We start from the raw sequence: 16,696 nt of genomic DNA, 5'->3' as shown, positions 1-16,696 counted from the left end.
ACCGCTTAACGTAGAATCCAACGTTTGAGCCAAGTTTGTAGCCGTCCGCCGTAGGGCGGCTTAATCCATTGCGTTGGGGACAGGCGCCCACGCTTAAACACGGTCTTGGCATGGCTAAATTCTTTAAATCCCTCAATGCCGTGATAATGCCCCATGCCAGAGGCACCTGTACCGCCAAACGGTGCATCATCTACCGCGACATGCATTAGCGTTTCATTTATCACCAGCGCACCAGCGTGCGTGTGTTGCATAACGCGTTGCTGCAACGCGGGTTGTTCACTCATCAGATACAGCGCCAGCGGCCGTGGGCGCTGTTTGATGTAAGCGAGTGCTTGCTCGATATCATCGTAAGTGACAATCGGTAGCAGCGGGCCAAAGATCTCCTGCTGCATTACCTGCATGTCATCGGTGACATTGGTCAGTAACTGGGTTGGCCACGCGCGGCTATCGAGCTGCTGTGGCGATATGGGGCAAGCGCTGACACATTGTGCGCCTAACGCGAGGGCATCATCTAACAACGCCCATAATCGCTGGCGATGACGTTCTGACACAATAAAGCTGACATCGGCGTTGTTGGCGAAGTCAGGGTAATGCTGCACAAACTGTTGCTGATACTGTGCAATAAAATCGGCGAGCCGCGCTGTGGGGCATAAGACATAATCGGGGGCGACACAGATTTGGCCGGCGTTGAGTGTTTTGCCAAATAGCAGCCGCTGCACCGCCAATTGCATCGGTAACTGCTCATCGATCAGCACGGGAGATTTACCGCCTAACTCCAGCGTCACAGGGGTGAGGTTGGCTGCGGCCGCCGCCATCACCTGTTTACCCACCGACGTGGCGCCAGTAAATAGCAGATGATCAAATGGCAATGCCGCAAATGCTTGCGCTATCGTCACATCGCCTTCAACCACGGTAACTTGCTCGGCGCTAAAGGCGCGTTGCAGTAGTTGGCCTAATACCTGATTGGTGGCGGGCGTAAATTCCGACAGTTTCAACATCACTCGATTTCCGGCGGCCAGTGCGCTGATCAGCGGCCCGAGCGCCAGCATCACCGGAAAATTCCACGGCACTATGATGCCCACCACGCCTTTTGCCTGATAGTGAACACTCACCTTAGCAGGCGTCAGCAATAAGCCCGTATGGCGTTTACTGGGCTGCATCCAGCGCCGTAATCGCTTACGGCTGTAATCAATCATGCTCAGTACCGGCTGAATATCTGCCCACAAACTGTCGTAGGTCGCACGTTGACCATAGTCGAGGTTGAGTGCCTCTGTCAGGAGCGTAACATGGGCGAGTAATTGCTGTTTTAGTGCCAGCAGTTGCTGTTGACGTTGTTGGGTAGTGCTCGGCGGCTGTTGCATAAAACTGTGGCGCTGTAGCTCAAACGCGTCAAGTAAGGCGCTGTGGGCACTGGCTGAGTCGGTCATGGTGCTGTTTACCCTAAAAAAGTGGGGCAGGTGCGATAGACTGGTAACCCTAGCATAATGCGCCGATTTTTGGTGATAAAGCTCACAGAAAGCCCGGCAGCTTTTACTAGACTTAGCATAACGGCTTAATTGGATAACTCGCGTTAGAGGCCCATATGGACAACCAAAGACACGGTTTATTTATCGGCATCGAACACAGCGGCAGCGACCATTTCTTTCTGTCGCTCAAAGCGATTGGCAAATTAACTCATCAAGATTATCAGGTGATGGTGCCGTTGCTGGAAGCCGCTATTGAGGGCGTGGTACAGCCTGAACTGTATGCCTTGATTGATGTTACCGAATTGCAAGGCTGGGATGCGGAAGCCTTGTGGGATGATTTAAAACTCGGTGTAACCCATGGGCGTGACTTTAAGAAAATTGCCGTCGTCGGCCGTAGCGGTTGGCAGCAATGGATGACCAAAGTCGCCGACTGGTTTACTCCGATTGATATTGAATACTTTTATCAGCGGCAAGAAGCTGTTGATTGGCTTGAACAACCCATTGATGGCCAGCATACTCCACCGAATTGAGGTGTGACTGAGCTATCTGATACCACGAGCTAGCGCTCGGTTAGGAGGTCAAAATGCGTTCAAAAGATATTTTGTGGCCCACAGATTTTTCCAGCACAGCGTCACACGCGTTGCAATATGCGGTGGAAATGGCCAACTTCTACAAAGTGGGGCTGCGTATTCTGCATGTGGTCGACCAACCCATTGCCGATGCCAGCTATCAATTACTGATTGTAACGCCAGAAGAGCTGGCGAAGAGTATGGAACAAGCGGCAGCTGACAGCATGAAAAAGCTATTAGAGCGGCTTGATACTGATTTGAAAGTGGAAACGGTTATCCGTCGTGGTGATCCAGTACAAGTGATTGTGGACGAAGCGGAAAGCGCCGATATCGGCATGATTGTATTGGCTAGCCATGGTCGCTCTGGCTTGTCGCATTTTTTGAATACTAATGTGTCGGAAGAGATTGCTAATCGTGCCCATTGCCCTGTGCTGGTGGTGAAGTAGCACTTAGGTGGGTGGTGGGCTTTGGGTGAGCGGCAGCGGAGTCGCTCACCTTAGATAAAACTGAAATCCACAGTAATCAGATAGATAGCGCATCTGAACTGTTTCTTTGTTTTAACTGAATTACATTGTCACATCGTCTAAACTCAAGTAGTTTGGTGTGGTCATTTCAGCTTGAAAGCAGGAGCAAGTCGTGAATATGTGGCATCCAGAACAGGTGAGCAAGCAACAGATTGCCTTTGTGCGCAAGTTGTATTTAGCGCATGTGATTGACGACGGCAAACACAACTTGTTATCGCTACAAAAGCTCACCGGTATGCCACGGCGAACGGTGCAAGATGCGTTGGCCGCTTGCAGCGATATCGGCATCGAAGTGGCGTTTATTCAAGATGGTGCACGTAATAACAGTGGCTACTACCATATTCAAACATGGGGGCCGATCAACAGCGCTTGGGTGGGCACGCATCTGCAGCAAATCCAACACTTACTCAATATTCCCGCCGTTTAACCTGCTACAACCACACATACCAAGCAAAACCAAGCCAACTTACTAGCAATAATCCCCACGGCAACCAACTGGTTAGATGGATGCGTTCATGCGGTAAATCTGCTTCGCTTTCTTGCGGGAACTGTTCATCAAGCTGGCGATTAGCCTGTTGTTTCTTTTGCTGTTTATTACGTTCGCGCGCTTTAGCTTTTTGCTGCTTTTTGTACTCAGCAATACCTTTTTCAATCCCTTGAGCAATCAGCTTAGTTTGCTCTTTCGTTTGTCCCGGCTTCTGGTTCGCCTTGGCCACACCGAGGGCGGTCTGTTGGGTTTCCGGAGAGATCTGCTGCTTAGTGGACATCATCTGCCTTGGTTGTCAGTTAGATAGCTGCTATTGTGCCAGCAATCGTATCGCTTGTGTTTACCTTGCGGCCAAACATGTGCATACCGTGGCAGAATTTCATATTTATCAACTCACAAGAGAACACCATTTTGGCAAAACCTTCCTCTAGCCCAGCGCGGGTACTGCCGTGGCTGCTGAGTTTTTTACGGCCTTATCGTTGGCGCGTGCTCGGTGCCATGCTGTTTTTATTGATTGGTTCGCTGGCTTGGCTAGCGTTGGGGCAGGGCGTGCGGCTGATGGTGGATGAAGGCTTTTTAGCCGATAACGCCGCCAGACTCAATCAAATCATCGGGATGATTCTCGGGCTGACTGCGGTCAGCGCTGCGGCGGTTTTTTGCCGTTTCTACTTGATGACGTGGTTAGGGGAAAAGGTGAGCAACGATATTCGCCAACAGGTGTATCAGCGCTTGCTGCATCAAAGCCGCGACTTCTTTGCCAAGTTGCGTACTGGCGAAGTGATCTCGCGCTTTACGGCGGATTCGACCTTGCTGCAATCCGTGGTCGGTTCCAGCTTATCAATGGCATTACGTTCCTCGGTGACCTTAGCTGGCGGCTTAGTCATGATGGGCTTTACCAGTTGGAAACTCACTTTGTTGGTGCTGCTAGCGGTGCCGTTGGTGTTAGTTCCCGTTGGCGTGCTCGGCCGCAAAGTGCGGCAACTGGCGCGTACCAGCCAAGATAGAGTCGGCGCCCTTGGCGCTTATGTGGATGAAACCCTGCATGAAATCCACACTGTGCAGTCGTACGGCCACCAAACTGAAGATGCGCGCCAATTTAATCACTTGCTGGCTGAGGTGTTAGCTGCCGCCAGTGGCCGGATTAAGTATCGCGCCATGTTGATTGCTGGGGTGATGCTATTGAGCATCGGCGCCATTGTCGGCGTCACTTGGGTTGGCGCCCACGATGTGATGGCTGGACGGGTATCGGCGGGGGAGCTGTCGGCCTTTATGTTTTACGCGGTAATGGTTGCGGGTGCTGCGGCAACTATCAGTGAAGTGATTGGCGATATTCAGCGGGCGGTTGGGGCCACTGAACGCTTGATGGAGTTGGCGTTAACGCCGGTTGCCATTGTCGATGCGGTACAGCCTGTGCCCTTGCCCAAGCCAGTGCGTGGCGAGTTAGCGTTAAAGCAGGTCGACTTTGCCTATGATGCGGGCGAGCCAGTGTTGCAGCAGTTAGACATTCACATAAATGCTGGTGAACGGGTGGCGCTGGTGGGACCAAGTGGCGCTGGCAAGAGTACGCTGTTCCAACTGCTACAGCGTTTCTACCGCCCCAGTGCCGGCAGCATTGAACTCGATGGCGTGGATATCAGCCAGTTGAGTTTGACAGAGCTACGGGCACAATTTGCCTTGGTGCCGCAAGAATCGGTGATTTTTGCGGGCAGCGTGTTAGATAACGTGCGTTATGGCCGTCCCGAGGCCAGCGAAGCGGAAGTGATAGCGGCCTGTAAGGCAGCATACGCTGATGAGTTTATTCGTGAGCTGAGTGAGGGCTATCATGCCTATCTAGGTGAGCGCGGCGTTCGGTTGTCGGGCGGGCAAAAACAGCGTATCTCGATTGCCCGTGCTATTCTTGCCAATCGGCCACTGCTGTTATTAGACGAGGCCACCAGTGCCTTGGACGCAGTGAGTGAAGTTAAGGTCAAGCAAGCGCTAGATAAGTTGATGATTGGCCGTACCACCTTAGTCATTGCTCACCGCTTGGCCACCGTACTCAATGCCGATCGTATTTTAGTGCTCGATAAAGGCCAGCTCGTCGCCAGTGGTCGCCACGAACAACTATTGCAACAGAGTGAGCTGTACCGCCAGTTTGCGGCTTTACAGTTGCTTAACGAAACCTACGATGAGCAAGTCATCGGGTGAGTTATTTAGACATTTGCGGTTAGACTGTGCGCAATTTTTTTGAAACTGACAGAAGCTGTTGTAAAAGTAGAGCGATAAATGTTCCTAACTGATTATTTTAATAAGCAAAATAATGTTATTTCGATCACGCGCAAGCAAGCGAGTGATTTTGCCAAAAAGGTTGCTGGTGACGTTAACCCCATCCATGATGAGGATGCCAAGCGTTTTGTAGTGCCTGGTGATCTGCTATTTGCATTAGTGTTGGGCGAGTATGGCCTGAGTCAAAAGATGCAGTTTCGGTTTGAAGGTATGGTGGGCGATGAAGTACCGCTGCATTTTCGCGAAGTCTCCAACGAGCTGATCCGCGTTGAAGATGAAAACGACAAGCCTTATCTGCAAGCTAACCGCAGCGGCGACAAACGTCACTGTGATAAGCAACTTGCTTCGTTTATCCGCAGCTATGTGGCCTTTTCTGGCCTTAACTTTACTCACGCTATTGTGCCGTTGATGCAAGAACATCAATTGATGATTAACCCAGCTCGGCCGTTGGTGATCTATGAAAGCATGGGCTTTGAGCTGACTACCCTCGACTTTGATGACGTTGAGTTACAACTGATCGATAAAACCATGGTTGTGGACGGCAAGCGCGGTGATGTGACTTTGTCATTCAAGTTGATGAGTGGCGAGCGTGAAGTGGGCATCGGTTGTAAAACGCTGGTGATGAGTGGCTTGCGTCCATTAGAGCAAGACGCCATTGATGACATGATTGAACGTTATCGTGTGCGTGCTGAGCAAGTGAGTTAACCACCGCTCGGCGGTGAGTCTCAACAAGCAAAAAATTAAGGCGCCGATTGGCGCCTTAATTATGTCTAACCTAAGTGAGTGATTACAGACCAGCGTCCGCTTTCAGGATGTCAACCTTGTCGGTCTTTTCCCAAGGGAACTCTTCACGACCAAAGTGGCCGTAAGCCGCGGTCTGTTGGTAGATTGGGCGAGCCAGATCCAACATTTCAGTCAGGCCGTATGGGCGCAGATCGAAGTGTTGACGTACCAACTGTACCAATTTCTCTTGTGGGATTTTACCGGTGCCAAAGGTATCAACGCTGATAGAGGTTGGCTCTGCCACACCGATAGCGTAAGACACTTGGATTTCACAACGGTCAGCCAGACCCGCAGCAACCAAGTTTTTCGCTACGTAACGGGCAGCGTATGCGGCACTACGGTCAACTTTTGATGGGTCTTTACCAGAGAAAGCACCACCACCGTGACGAGCCATACCACCGTAGGTATCTACAATGATTTTACGGCCAGTCAGACCACAGTCACCCATTGGGCCACCGATAACGAAACGGCCAGTTGGGTTGATGAAGTACTTGGTGTCTTTGCTCAACCATTCAGCTGGCAGAGTAGGTTTGATGATGGTTTCCATCACGCCTTCCTGCAGCTCTTTCATTGAGACATCTTCGTGATGTTGAGTCGACAATACGATAGCGTCAATGCCAACAATCTTGCCTTCATCATAAGCAAAGGTAACTTGTGATTTTGCATCTGGACGCAACCAAGGCAGGATGCCCGCTTTGCGTACTTCAGATTGACGTTTCACCAACGCATGTGCGTAGGTGATAGGCGCTGGCATCAGTACGTCAGTTTCGTTGCTGGCGTAACCGAACATCAGACCTTGGTCACCCGCGCCTTGTTCTTTAGGAGCTTGACGATCAACGCCTTGGTTGATGTCTGGCGATTGCTTACCAATGGCACTCAACACTGCGCAAGAGTTAGCATCAAAGCCCATATCTGAGCTGGTGTAGCCAATTTCGCGTACAGTGTTACGGGTTAACTCTTCAATATCAACCCAAGCAGAAGTGGTGATTTCACCGCCAACCATTACCATGCCAGTTTTGACATAAGTTTCACATGCGACGCGGGCCTTAGGGTCTTGGGCCAGAATGGCGTCAAGCACCGCATCAGAAATCTGATCGGCGATTTTGTCTGGATGTCCTTCTGAGACTGACTCAGAGGTAAACAGGTGTCTTGCCATAATAAGGAAAATCTCGTTAGTGAGTGTGACAACTCGGTAAAAGCAGTTTAGATGCTTTTCCATCTAGACGGCTATTTTAATCAAAATCTGCCCTGATAACACCCCCAATGTCAGAAATTGTGCATTAGCAAGCGACGAATCAGTCTTACACGTGATCTGCATCGGCATCTCACTGATTAATGTCAACCGCGCTATGCCTTGAAGCGCGTGACCTTGGCAAATAGTGCAAAGCCGCCATTGGGCGCGATGACATTGATTGGTAAATCCGCAACCAGCGGCGCGCAGGCTGTCGCGCAAGGCAGTCACAGATGGCCACAGTTATTGTTAACCGCGTTAGAAATGGCAATGACCTGTTGGGCGTTATCGATAATACTGGCGGATTTATCGAACTAAATGAACAAGGCAATCGTTTTCATTGTTGGTAAAGATTAGCTGTTGCTGGCGTAATCGGCTACATGGCCATTGCTCTTGCCTTATTTCATCGCACTCAGCCAGTGATGCGCCTGATTCTCGTGGACCTGCGGTCACGAGGGATTTTCGATTGCAACTTAGGTTTTGTTAATAAGTTTTCAATAATGTTGAACGTTTTATAAGCGTTCGTGCTTTTTTATCGCTAAAGCGCAATAAGCTGCGGTGGAATTTTATTTGATTCATTGCTCTCTCTGCGTGAGAATGATGCACATCACATTTTTTAACCTTCAGACCTCACATTTAAGCAGGAGAGAGCATGTCTTCTCGGAAAGAACTCGCTAACGCTATTCGTGCACTTAGTATGGATGCTGTTCAAAAGGCCAAATCAGGACACCCAGGTGCGCCTATGGGCATGGCAGACATTGCTGAAGTACTGTGGAATGATTTTCTAAAGCACAATCCGACCAACCCAAAATGGTCCGATCGCGATCGTTTCGTATTGTCCAACGGCCACGGCTCAATGTTGATCTACTCGTTGCTGCACTTGAGCGGCTACGATTTGGGTATCGAAGATCTCAAACAGTTCCGTCAGTTGCATTCTAGAACGCCGGGCCACCCAGAGTATGGTTACACCCCAGGTGTTGAAACCACTACCGGCCCACTGGGCGCAGGTATCAGCAACGCGGTAGGTATGGCGATAGCCGAAAAAACCTTAGCGGCACAGTTCAACCGTGACGGTCACGATATTGTTGACCACTACACCTACTGCTTCTTGGGTGACGGCTGCTTGATGGAAGGTATCTCCCATGAAGCTTGTTCACTGGCAGGCACTTTGGGCCTTGGCAAACTGATCGCCTTCTGGGATGACAACGGTATTTCTATCGACGGCCATGTTGAAGGTTGGTTCACTGACAATACGCCAAAACGTTTCGAAGCTTACGGCTGGCATGTCATTGCTGACGTAGATGGTCACGATAGCGATGCTATCCGCGCTGCTATTGAAGCCGCCAAAGCGGTAACTGACAAACCAACCATGATCTGTTGCAAAACTATCATCGGTTTTGGTTCACCAAACAAATCAGGCAGCCACGATTGCCACGGCTCACCACTGGGCGATGAAGAAATCGCTGCAGCACGTGAGTTCTTGGGCTGGCCATATGCACCGTTTGAAATCCCTGCTGACGTCTACGCAGGTTGGGATGCCAAAGAAGCGGGCAAAGCCAATGAAGCCACTTGGAACGATAAGTTTGCCGCTTACGCTAAAGCATACCCAGAGTTGGCTGCTGAATATGAACGCCGTGTGATCAAAGGTGAACTGCCTGCTGATTTCGAAGCCAAAGCACAAGCGTTTATCGAAGAATGCCAAGCAAAAGGCGAAGGCATTGCTAGCCGTAAAGCGTCACAAAATGCGATTGCCGCATTCGGTGCTGCGTTACCAGAAATGTTAGGCGGCAGTGCTGACTTAGCGGGTTCTAACTTGACCTTATGGTCAGGTTCAAAAGGTATCCAAGAAGACCCTGCTGGTAACTACATTTACTACGGTGTGCGTGAATTTGGTATGAGCGGCATCATGAACGGTATCTCGTTGCATGGTGGCTTTATCAACTACGGCGCAACCTTCATGATGTTTATGGAATACGCTCGTAACGCGGTACGTATGTCAGCGCTGATGGGTATTCAAAACATCTTCGTTTACACCCATGACTCTATCGGTCAAGGTGAAGACGGTCCTACGCACCAACCGGTTGAACAACTGGCTAACCTGCGTATGACGCCAAGAATGTCAGTATGGCGCCCATGTGACGCGGCAGAAACCGCTGTGTCTTGGAAAGCGGCCATTGAACGTCGTGATGCACCAACGTCTTTAATCTTCAGCCGTCAAAACCTGCAAGCGCAAGCACGTACTAGCGAACAGCTGGCAAACGTAGCTAAAGGCGGTTACGTACTGCAAGATTGTGCTGGCACGCCAGAGCTGATCCTGATCGCTACCGGTAGTGAAGTGCAGTTGGCGGTGGATGCTGCCGCAGCATTGACCGAACAAGGTAAGCAAGTGCGCGTAGTGTCTATGCCATCAACCACTGAGTTTGATGCGCAAGATGCCGCCTACAAAGAGTCGGTACTGCCAAAAGCTGTGACTAAGCGTGTCGCTATTGAAGCTGCGCATGCTGACTTCTGGATCAAGTATGTTGGTTTTGAAGGCGCAGTTGTGGGCATGACCACCTTCGGTGAATCTGCACCTGGTGCTGCACTGTTCAAAGAGTTTGGTTTCACTGTCGAAAACGTGGTTGCTAAGGCAAACGCATTATTCTGATAGATATCTGAACAAATACGCTGAACTTTCAGCTGGCGTCTCGCCAATTACAACGGCCTGTCATATGATAGGCCGTTGTTGTATTTACCCTTCGCTGGAGCAATAGACGTAGTAATGATCAGAGTGGCAATCAATGGTTATGGTCGCATCGGCCGGTCGGTGTTACGCGCCCTGTATGAATCAGGCAAGCGACAACAGCTGCAAGTTGTTGCCATCAATGAGTTAGCCAAGCCAGAGGCGATGGTGCATCTTACCAACTACGATACCACTCACGGCCGTTTTGCTCAGCGGGCAGAGCTGTGCCAGCAGCAAATGCAGATAGGTAACGACAGTATTATTTTGCTGCACGAGGCTGATGCTAGACAATTGCCGTGGCAGGCTCTGGATATCGACTTAGTCATTGAGGCCACTGGCGCGCTGCAAGATCGCGCCGCCTGCGAAGCTCACCTGCAAGCGGGGGCCAAGAAAGTACTGATCAGCCATCCGGCCTCAGCCGATGTTGATGCCACCATTGTGTATGGCGTTAATGACGAGCTGATCCAGCCAGAACATCGCATGGTGTCCAACGCCTCCTGCACCACCAACTGCATCATTCCGGTGATTGCCGAATTAGATAAGCAGTTTGAAATCAAAAGCGGTGCCATTACCACCATTCATGCGTCAATGAATGACCAGCAGGTGATTGATGCCTATCACGATGATTTACGCCGCACGCGCGCGGCCAGCCAATCGATTATTCCGGTTGATACTAAACTCGCCCGCGGGATAGAACGCATCTTGCCGCAGATGAAGGATAAATTTGAGGCAATTTCTGTGCGGGTGCCCACGGTCAATGTCACTGCAATTGATGTCTCGCTCACAGTGACAAAAAGAGTTGATGTTGCGAAGGTGAATAACGTTCTCAAAGGCGCTGCAAGTGGTAAGCTGGAAGGCATTCTGGGCTATACCGATGAGCCTTTGGTATCATGCGACTTTAATCATGATCCGCGCTCCAGTATTGTGGACGGTACCCAAACGCGTGTCAGTGATGGACACTTGATTAAGTTATTACTCTGGTGCGATAACGAGTGGGGGTTTGCTAACCGCATGCTCGACACCAGCTTGGCAATGTTTGCCAGCAAATAATTTTCAGTGCGGCAGGGAAGGCGGCATTAGGGGCTGTTTATCGTTGCTGGTTGACTAAGCGTCACTGGTTGCGCCTCGCTTATAATGCGTTTAATTTGAACAAAAAATAAACACTAAAGGTAAGCAGCCTCTTACGAAAACCGAATTGTTTTTGTGCAATTAAGGAAGTTGAAATTATGGCAATTATTAAAATGTCGGAATTGGATCTGCAAGGTAAGCGTGTACTGATCCGTGAAGATTTAAACGTTCCCGTGGCGGACGGCGTGGTCACCAGTGATGCGCGTCTGCGCGCGTCACTACCCACCATCAAACTGGCGCTAGAAAAAGGCGCCGCAGTGATGGTGATGTCCCACCTCGGCCGTCCAACTGAAGGTGAATATAATTCAGAGTTCTCACTGCAACCCGTGGTGGATTATCTGACCAAAGCGCTCGATTGTCCGGTACGTCTGGCCACCGAATATCTGGATGGTGTAGATGCCAAAGTGGGTGAAGTGGTGGTATTTGAAAACGTCCGCTTCAACAAAGGCGAAAAGAAAAACGACGAAGCGCTGTCGAAAAAGCTGGCTGCACTGTGTGATGTCTATGTGATGGATGCCTTTGGTACTGCACACCGCGCGCAAGCATCAACTCATGGCGTGGGCATGTTTGCACCAATCGCCTGTGCTGGCCCACTGCTGGCGGCTGAGTTAGAAGCATTGGCGCAAGCGATGGACAATCCAAAACGTCCGCTGGTGGCTATCGTTGGTGGCTCCAAAGTGTCGACTAAGCTTACCGTACTGGAAAGCCTGTCAAAAATCGTTGACCAATTGGTGGTGGGTGGCGGTATCGCCAACACCTTCATTGCGGCAGCAGGCAACGGTGTCGGTAAATCGCTCTACGAAGCGGATTTGATCGATGAAGCCAAACGCCTCGTGGATAATGCCCAAAGCCGTGGTGGTGATATTCCTGTACCCACTGACGTTGTAACCGGTAAAGAGTTTAGCCCAACTGCTGAAGCAACACTGAAAGCGGTAAGCGATGTCGATGACGACGATATGATTTTTGATATTGGTCCAGACAGCGCAGAAGCCTTGGCAAAAATCATCATGAATGCCGGTACTATTGTTTGGAATGGCCCAGTAGGCGTGTTTGAGTTTGACCAGTTTGGTGCTGGCACTAAACGTATCGCGCAAGCGATTGCGGAATCACCAGCATTCTCTATCGCAGGCGGTGGTGACACCTTAGCCGCGGTGGATAAATATGAGATTGCTGACAAAGTGTCATACATCTCAACGGGTGGTGGTGCCTTCCTTGAATTCCTTGAAGGCAAAGAACTGCCCGCCGTGGCGATGCTAACTGCTCGCGGCAACTAACATAGAATAACCATAAGCTCCCGGCCATGACCGGGAGCATTTATAACCATAAGCCGCAGCTATGACTGATGGCATTGCACTGCTCGTTTGAATCACGTTCGATTCAAACAAAAACATTTAAATAATGACATCGGTGATTGACCATCACCTCATTATGGAGATAAGAAGAGATGTCCCTAATTTCCCTTCGTCAATTGTTGGACCACGCGGCGGAACACGGTTACGGTGTACCCGCTTTTAACGTAAATAACCTCGAACAGATGCGCGCTATCATGCAAGCGGCAGAAGCCACTGATAGTCCGGTGATCGTGCAAGCGTCAGCCGGTGCGCGTAAATATGCTCGCCCACAATTTTTGAAATATCTGATGGCCGCTGCATTAGAGCAATATCCAGATATTCCAGTGTGCATTCATCAAGACCACGGTACCCACCCGGACGTGTGCCAACGTTCGATTCAGTTGGGTATGTCATCTGTGATGATGGACGGTTCATTGATGGCCGACGGTAAAACCCCAGCCTCATATGACTACAACGTCGAAGTGACTCGCCGTACTGTTGCCTTCGCTCACGCTTGTGGCGTATCGGTTGAAGGTGAAATCGGCTGCTTAGGTAGCTTAGAAACCGGCACCGCTGGTGAAGAGGACGGCGTTGGTGCTGCGGGTGTATTGAGCCATGAGCAGTTGCTGACCAGTCCCGATGAAGCGGCCCAGTTTGTGGCTGATACCCACGTAGATGCGCTGGCGATTGCCATCGGTACCAGCCACGGCGCCTACAAGTTCAGCCAAAAGCCGACAGGCGATGTATTGCGTATCGACCGCATCAAAGAGATCCACGCGCGTATTCCTAACACGCACTTGGTGATGCATGGTTCCTCTTCAGTACCCCAATACTGGCTGGAAATCATCAACCAATATGGTGGTGAAATTCCAGAAACCTACGGCGTACCAGTGGAAGAGATCGTTGAAGGTATCAAACACGGTGTGCGTAAAGTGAATATTGATACCGATTTGCGTCTGGCGTCTACCGGTGCCATCCGTAAGTTTATGGCTGAGCATCCAAGCGAATTTGACCCGCGTAAATTCCTCAAAGCATCCATGGATGCGATGGCGGAAATCTGCGTTGAACGCTATGAAGCGTTCGGTACTGCCGGTATGGGCTCGAAGATTAAGCCGCTGTCGTTGCAAGCGATGTACAAGCGTTATCAAACTGGCGAGTTAGATCCTAAGATCAACAAGTGAACTCGTTCGCACTAATGCGCCCAAGGTGTGAAACCTAGCCTAGACAAAACCCGCGAAAGCGGGTTTTTTATGCTTGCTTGATTTGGTTTAGCCGCGCAACCTCTGCGTCAGTGAGGGCGCGAAAGCAGCCTTCTGCCAACTTTCCCAGCGCTAACTCGCCGATGTGTGTCCGCAGCAAGTCCGTGACCTGAAACCCTAAATGGCGGCACATGCGGCGGATTTGCCGTTTTTTGCCTTCGGTGAGGGTGATACTAAATTGTTGGTCACTTAATTGAAGTACTTGGCAAGGGCGTGTCAGCCCAGCGCCGTAATCCAACCCTTGCATCATCTGCTGCGCAAAATCGGCTGTGAGCGACTTATTCACTCTCACCTGATAGCATTTTTGATGGTCAAAATCGGGATGCAATAACTGCTGTGTTAGCGTGCCATCATTAGTGATCAGCAGTAATCCGCGTGAGTCTTTATCTAAACGTCCCACCGGATAGCAATGGTTGCTGGCGGGCAGGCGCTGTAGCAAGCTGCTGTTATCGTCGCTCAGCAAACGGCAATCCACGCCAACAGGTTTGTGATAGAGCCAGTAAATCGCTGGCACCAGCGGCTGAATTAACTCACCATCAAGTCGTACTTGCAGGGTTGTTGTCAGGCTTAGACGTTGCTGATGTTGACCAACAACGCCGTTAACCGTGACGCGCTGGGCTTGAATCAGCCTTGCGGCTTGGCGGCGGGAGCAGACGCCAGCTTGTGCAAGAAAATGGGCTAAGCGAATGCTGGCGGTGTCACTCATAGCTCGGGCATGGTGATTTCGCGGGTCAGCCCCAAACGCAGCACGGTGGAGCCCATAGATAACGCCACCAAAATCGCCATAAAGGAATGTAACCACATCACCGGATATAAGGCGCAATAGAATCTATCACAGGGGTGATAGTCCAAGTCGACACTGCTAACGTGCAGCATCAACCAGATGCCAGCCACTAGCCCACAAAAGCTGAGCGCGCCAGTTACGGGACCACACAAGGTACGGCAGCGGCAGAAGTTAAACAGTAGCATGCCAAATACCAAAATACTGCCGATGACATAGATCATCTCGCCAATTTGATGCGGGTGTAGCTCGTTAAACGGGTACAAGCCCGCCACCACTAAACCGACGCCAGTGATGATGCCAAAGACCGCTAGAATATTGGTGCTGACATTGAATTTTTGGCGGATAAGCACGCTCATTGCCAGCGCGAAAAAACCGCCGCAAAGCAATAACGAGATATTAAATAAGAACGCCATGGGGGAGTTGAGGTAATCGCCGAGTTTATCAATACGCATATTGAGAGCGTCGACACCATGAAAATGGAACGCGGCGAATACTGAAACAAAAATACCTAAAACGGCAATTGCGACCCCGATAACTGCAAAATAGTACGCAAAACGGGTCAAATCGCGTTGATGGAATGGCTCATACGCTGACATAAAATACTGCCTAAAACTGTATGCCATCCCTTGGCTGAGTAGTTGTAATATTGAGAAAATTAGTCACTTCTTGGGCGAAAGAAGATAACAGCCAAGGAGATCATCGCAAGTATAATACAATACCAGACACAAGAAACGGCTTGCAGCGGCGAAATCTTAAAATAACTGGCGACCATGAGTGCTTGTGCGCCGTACGGGATCAGTCCTTGAACCACACAGGCGAAGATATCGAGCACACTGGCAGCGCGTTTGGCGGAAACGTCATGTTTCTCTGCGAGTTGTTTGGCGATGTCGCCAGATACCACAATTGACACGGTATTGTTGGCAACGCAGGCGTTAGTCATAGCGACAATGCCAGCCATGCCAAACTCTGCCGCGCGGCAAGAGGCGTCACCTTGTTTGCGTGAGAAACGTTGGAGCAGTTTTTCGATGATACCACTGACAAAGCTGAGACCGCCTTGTTGTTGCATTAACGCTGCTAGGCCACCTACGAACATCGATAGTACGAAGATCTCCAACATATTCTTGAAGCCTTCATAGATGTCTTGGGTGAATTTCAAAAACTCATAATCCGACGACACCATACCAGTGACACCAGCCAATACAATACCTATGGTCAGCACCACGAACACATTTACCCCCAGCAATGCCAACAGCAGAATGCTGAGGTAAGGCAATACCGCAATCATATCGACGTTCTGCGGCGCTATTTGTGCTTGGCCGTTAGATACCAAGGCAAATAGTATCAGGGTGATGACTGCCGATGGCAGCGAGAACACCAAGTTTTCACGGAATTTTTCTCTCATACCGCAGCCTTGCGTGCGGGTGGCGGCAATGGTGGTATCGGAGATGATCGACAAGTTATCGCCGAACAGCGCGCCTGACATCACCGCACCTGCCATCAATACATGGGAGATATTGGCTTCTTCAGAGATACCAAAGGCAATCGGCGCCACTGCGGCAATGGTGCCCATGGAGGTGCCCATTGCGGTAGCAATAAACGCGGCAATGATAAAAAAGCCGGGCAGCAGGTATTGTGCAGGAATGAACTGTAAGCCCAGTGCCACGGTGGCATCGACACCGCCAGTGGCTTTAGCTACTGCGGCAAACGCACCTGCCAACAGATAGATCAGGCACATGGCAATAATATTGCTATGGCCGATACCCGCCATAAAGGTTTCTAACGCTTGGTTAAGTGTTTGCTTCGACAGTAAAATGGCCAGAATGATAGCTGGAATGATCGCTACCGGTGTCTGTATTTGATAGAAGGCGTGATCCTTACCCAGTAATTGAAAATACACACCTGCGCCAATAAATAGCACAAGAAACAGCAATAACGGCAGTAGGGCAATAAAGTGCCCTTTAGTGGGTGTTGTAGCGTTAGACAAAACGGATTTCTCTCGTATAAACAGCGTGTTGAATTATTATTGTGTCGTTCAGCGGTACCAGGCGTTATAGGGTGCCTGTGCTAATGTTGGCCAGCATAAGAAAAACGCTGTTTTTTGTCAATTTAGACGTCTAGATGTTTTTACTTCTATTTATAATTTATCA

The 16,696-nt window shown here is 50.2% G+C and carries 15 protein-coding genes; 9 read left to right on the top strand and 6 right to left on the bottom strand.

Annotated features, from left to right (window positions below):
- Window positions 1–5: 5 nt before the first annotated feature.
- Window positions 6–1,427 carry a coniferyl aldehyde dehydrogenase gene (locus tag ACN0TT_RS06795; protein WP_417761386.1) on the bottom strand — a complete coding sequence of 474 codons (1,422 nt, stop codon included), beginning with the start codon at window positions 1,425–1,427 and terminating at the stop codon, window positions 6–8.
- A 155-nt stretch (window positions 1,428–1,582) separates the two neighbouring features.
- Between ACN0TT_RS06795 and ACN0TT_RS06790 the strand changes: the two genes are divergently transcribed.
- The 3 genes from ACN0TT_RS06790 (at window position 1,583) to ACN0TT_RS06780 (ending at window position 2,986) form a co-directional block, all read left to right on the top strand.
- Complete coding sequence (locus ACN0TT_RS06790; protein WP_417761385.1) at window positions 1,583–1,996, top strand: STAS/SEC14 domain-containing protein; 414 nt, start codon at window positions 1,583–1,585, stop codon at window positions 1,994–1,996.
- 53 nt (window positions 1,997–2,049) lie between these two features.
- Complete coding sequence (locus ACN0TT_RS06785) at window positions 2,050–2,481, top strand: universal stress protein (RefSeq protein WP_417761384.1); 432 nt, start codon at window positions 2,050–2,052, stop codon at window positions 2,479–2,481.
- Between the two features lie 196 nt (window positions 2,482–2,677).
- Window positions 2,678–2,986, top strand: a complete 309-nt coding sequence (locus ACN0TT_RS06780; protein ID WP_417761492.1) for a winged helix-turn-helix domain-containing protein — start codon at window positions 2,678–2,680, stop codon at window positions 2,984–2,986.
- Between the two features lie 4 nt (window positions 2,987–2,990).
- Here ACN0TT_RS06780 and ACN0TT_RS06775 read toward each other — a convergent pair whose 3' ends face one another.
- The gene (locus ACN0TT_RS06775; protein ID WP_417761383.1) at window positions 2,991–3,329 is read right to left on the bottom strand and encodes a DUF2956 domain-containing protein; all 339 of its coding nucleotides are present in this window, start codon (window positions 3,327–3,329) and stop codon (window positions 2,991–2,993) included.
- A 74-nt stretch (window positions 3,330–3,403) separates the two neighbouring features.
- Here ACN0TT_RS06775 and ACN0TT_RS06770 point away from each other — a divergent pair, with 74 nt between their 5' ends.
- Window positions 3,404–5,233 carry an ABC transporter transmembrane domain-containing protein gene (locus ACN0TT_RS06770; RefSeq protein ID WP_417761382.1) on the top strand — a complete coding sequence of 610 codons (1,830 nt, stop codon included), beginning with the start codon at window positions 3,404–3,406 and terminating at the stop codon, window positions 5,231–5,233.
- 78 nt (window positions 5,234–5,311) lie between these two features.
- Entirely contained in the window at window positions 5,312–6,016 is a 705-nt protein-coding gene (locus tag ACN0TT_RS06765; RefSeq protein ID WP_417761381.1) for a DUF3581 domain-containing protein, read from the top strand.
- 82 nt (window positions 6,017–6,098) lie between these two features.
- Here the strand turns inward: ACN0TT_RS06765 and metK are convergent, their stop codons facing one another.
- Window positions 6,099–7,250: a methionine adenosyltransferase gene (gene metK, locus ACN0TT_RS06760; protein WP_417761380.1), complete on the bottom strand. Its 1,152-nt coding sequence runs from the start codon at window positions 7,248–7,250 to the stop codon at window positions 6,099–6,101.
- A 727-nt stretch (window positions 7,251–7,977) separates the two neighbouring features.
- On the opposite strand from metK, the gene tkt reads away from it, so the two are divergent.
- From tkt to fba, 4 genes are all read left to right on the top strand, one after another.
- Complete coding sequence (gene tkt, locus ACN0TT_RS06755; RefSeq protein WP_417761379.1) at window positions 7,978–9,972, top strand: transketolase; 1,995 nt, start codon at window positions 7,978–7,980, stop codon at window positions 9,970–9,972.
- A gap of 114 nt (window positions 9,973–10,086) precedes the next feature.
- The gene (gene epd / locus ACN0TT_RS06750) at window positions 10,087–11,097 is read left to right on the top strand and encodes an erythrose-4-phosphate dehydrogenase (RefSeq protein WP_417761378.1); all 1,011 of its coding nucleotides are present in this window, start codon (window positions 10,087–10,089) and stop codon (window positions 11,095–11,097) included.
- A gap of 176 nt (window positions 11,098–11,273) precedes the next feature.
- Window positions 11,274–12,449, top strand: a complete 1,176-nt coding sequence (locus ACN0TT_RS06745; protein WP_417761377.1) for a phosphoglycerate kinase — start codon at window positions 11,274–11,276, stop codon at window positions 12,447–12,449.
- 170 nt (window positions 12,450–12,619) lie between these two features.
- Window positions 12,620–13,687 carry a class II fructose-bisphosphate aldolase gene (gene fba, locus ACN0TT_RS06740; RefSeq protein ID WP_417761376.1) on the top strand — a complete coding sequence of 356 codons (1,068 nt, stop codon included), beginning with the start codon at window positions 12,620–12,622 and terminating at the stop codon, window positions 13,685–13,687.
- Between the two features lie 67 nt (window positions 13,688–13,754).
- Here the strand turns inward: fba and ACN0TT_RS06735 are convergent, their stop codons facing one another.
- Genes ACN0TT_RS06735 through ACN0TT_RS06725 form a run of 3 tightly spaced genes read right to left on the bottom strand, consistent with a single transcriptional unit; the run spans window position 13,755 to window position 16,533 of the window.
- Complete coding sequence (locus ACN0TT_RS06735) at window positions 13,755–14,471, bottom strand: pseudouridine synthase (RefSeq protein ID WP_417761375.1); 717 nt, start codon at window positions 14,469–14,471, stop codon at window positions 13,755–13,757.
- Window positions 14,468–15,145: a hypothetical protein gene (locus ACN0TT_RS06730; RefSeq protein WP_417761374.1), complete on the bottom strand. Its 678-nt coding sequence runs from the start codon at window positions 15,143–15,145 to the stop codon at window positions 14,468–14,470. Before ACN0TT_RS06730 ends, ACN0TT_RS06735 begins: the two co-directional genes overlap by 4 nt.
- A 59-nt stretch (window positions 15,146–15,204) precedes the next feature.
- Window positions 15,205–16,533, bottom strand: a complete 1,329-nt coding sequence (locus tag ACN0TT_RS06725; protein WP_417761373.1) for a Na+/H+ antiporter NhaC family protein — start codon at window positions 16,531–16,533, stop codon at window positions 15,205–15,207.
- Window positions 16,534–16,696: the final 163 nt, after the last annotated feature.

Origin of the sequence: Shewanella sp. (assembly GCF_048265805.1) — a bacterium.
In the GTDB taxonomy this organism is placed as follows: domain Bacteria; phylum Pseudomonadota; class Gammaproteobacteria; order Enterobacterales; family Shewanellaceae; genus Shewanella.
Note: the sequence above shows the minus strand (reverse complement) of the source record. Positions and strands in the feature narration are given on the sequence as shown.

Coding starts and splice junctions, on each gene's coding strand:
- ACN0TT_RS06780 (WP_417761492.1), top strand. CDS start 2,678: ATGTGGCATCCAGAACAGGTGAGCAAGCAACAGATTGCCTTTGTGCGC.
- ACN0TT_RS06785 (WP_417761384.1), top strand. CDS start 2,050: ATGCGTTCAAAAGATATTTTGTGGCCCACAGATTTTTCCAGCACAGCG.
- ACN0TT_RS06795 (WP_417761386.1), bottom strand. CDS start 1,427: ATGACCGACTCAGCCAGTGCCCACAGCGCCTTACTTGACGCGTTTGAG.
- epd (WP_417761378.1), top strand. CDS start 10,087: ATGATCAGAGTGGCAATCAATGGTTATGGTCGCATCGGCCGGTCGGTG.
- ACN0TT_RS06770 (WP_417761382.1), top strand. CDS start 3,404: ATGTGCATACCGTGGCAGAATTTCATATTTATCAACTCACAAGAGAAC.
- tkt (WP_417761379.1), top strand. CDS start 7,978: ATGTCTTCTCGGAAAGAACTCGCTAACGCTATTCGTGCACTTAGTATG.
- ACN0TT_RS06735 (WP_417761375.1), bottom strand. CDS start 14,471: ATGAGTGACACCGCCAGCATTCGCTTAGCCCATTTTCTTGCACAAGCT.
- ACN0TT_RS06775 (WP_417761383.1), bottom strand. CDS start 3,329: ATGATGTCCACTAAGCAGCAGATCTCTCCGGAAACCCAACAGACCGCC.
- fba (WP_417761376.1), top strand. CDS start 12,620: ATGTCCCTAATTTCCCTTCGTCAATTGTTGGACCACGCGGCGGAACAC.
- ACN0TT_RS06745 (WP_417761377.1), top strand. CDS start 11,274: ATGGCAATTATTAAAATGTCGGAATTGGATCTGCAAGGTAAGCGTGTA.
- ACN0TT_RS06790 (WP_417761385.1), top strand. CDS start 1,583: ATGGACAACCAAAGACACGGTTTATTTATCGGCATCGAACACAGCGGC.
- ACN0TT_RS06765 (WP_417761381.1), top strand. CDS start 5,312: ATGTTCCTAACTGATTATTTTAATAAGCAAAATAATGTTATTTCGATC.
- metK (WP_417761380.1), bottom strand. CDS start 7,250: ATGGCAAGACACCTGTTTACCTCTGAGTCAGTCTCAGAAGGACATCCA.
- ACN0TT_RS06730 (WP_417761374.1), bottom strand. CDS start 15,145: ATGTCAGCGTATGAGCCATTCCATCAACGCGATTTGACCCGTTTTGCG.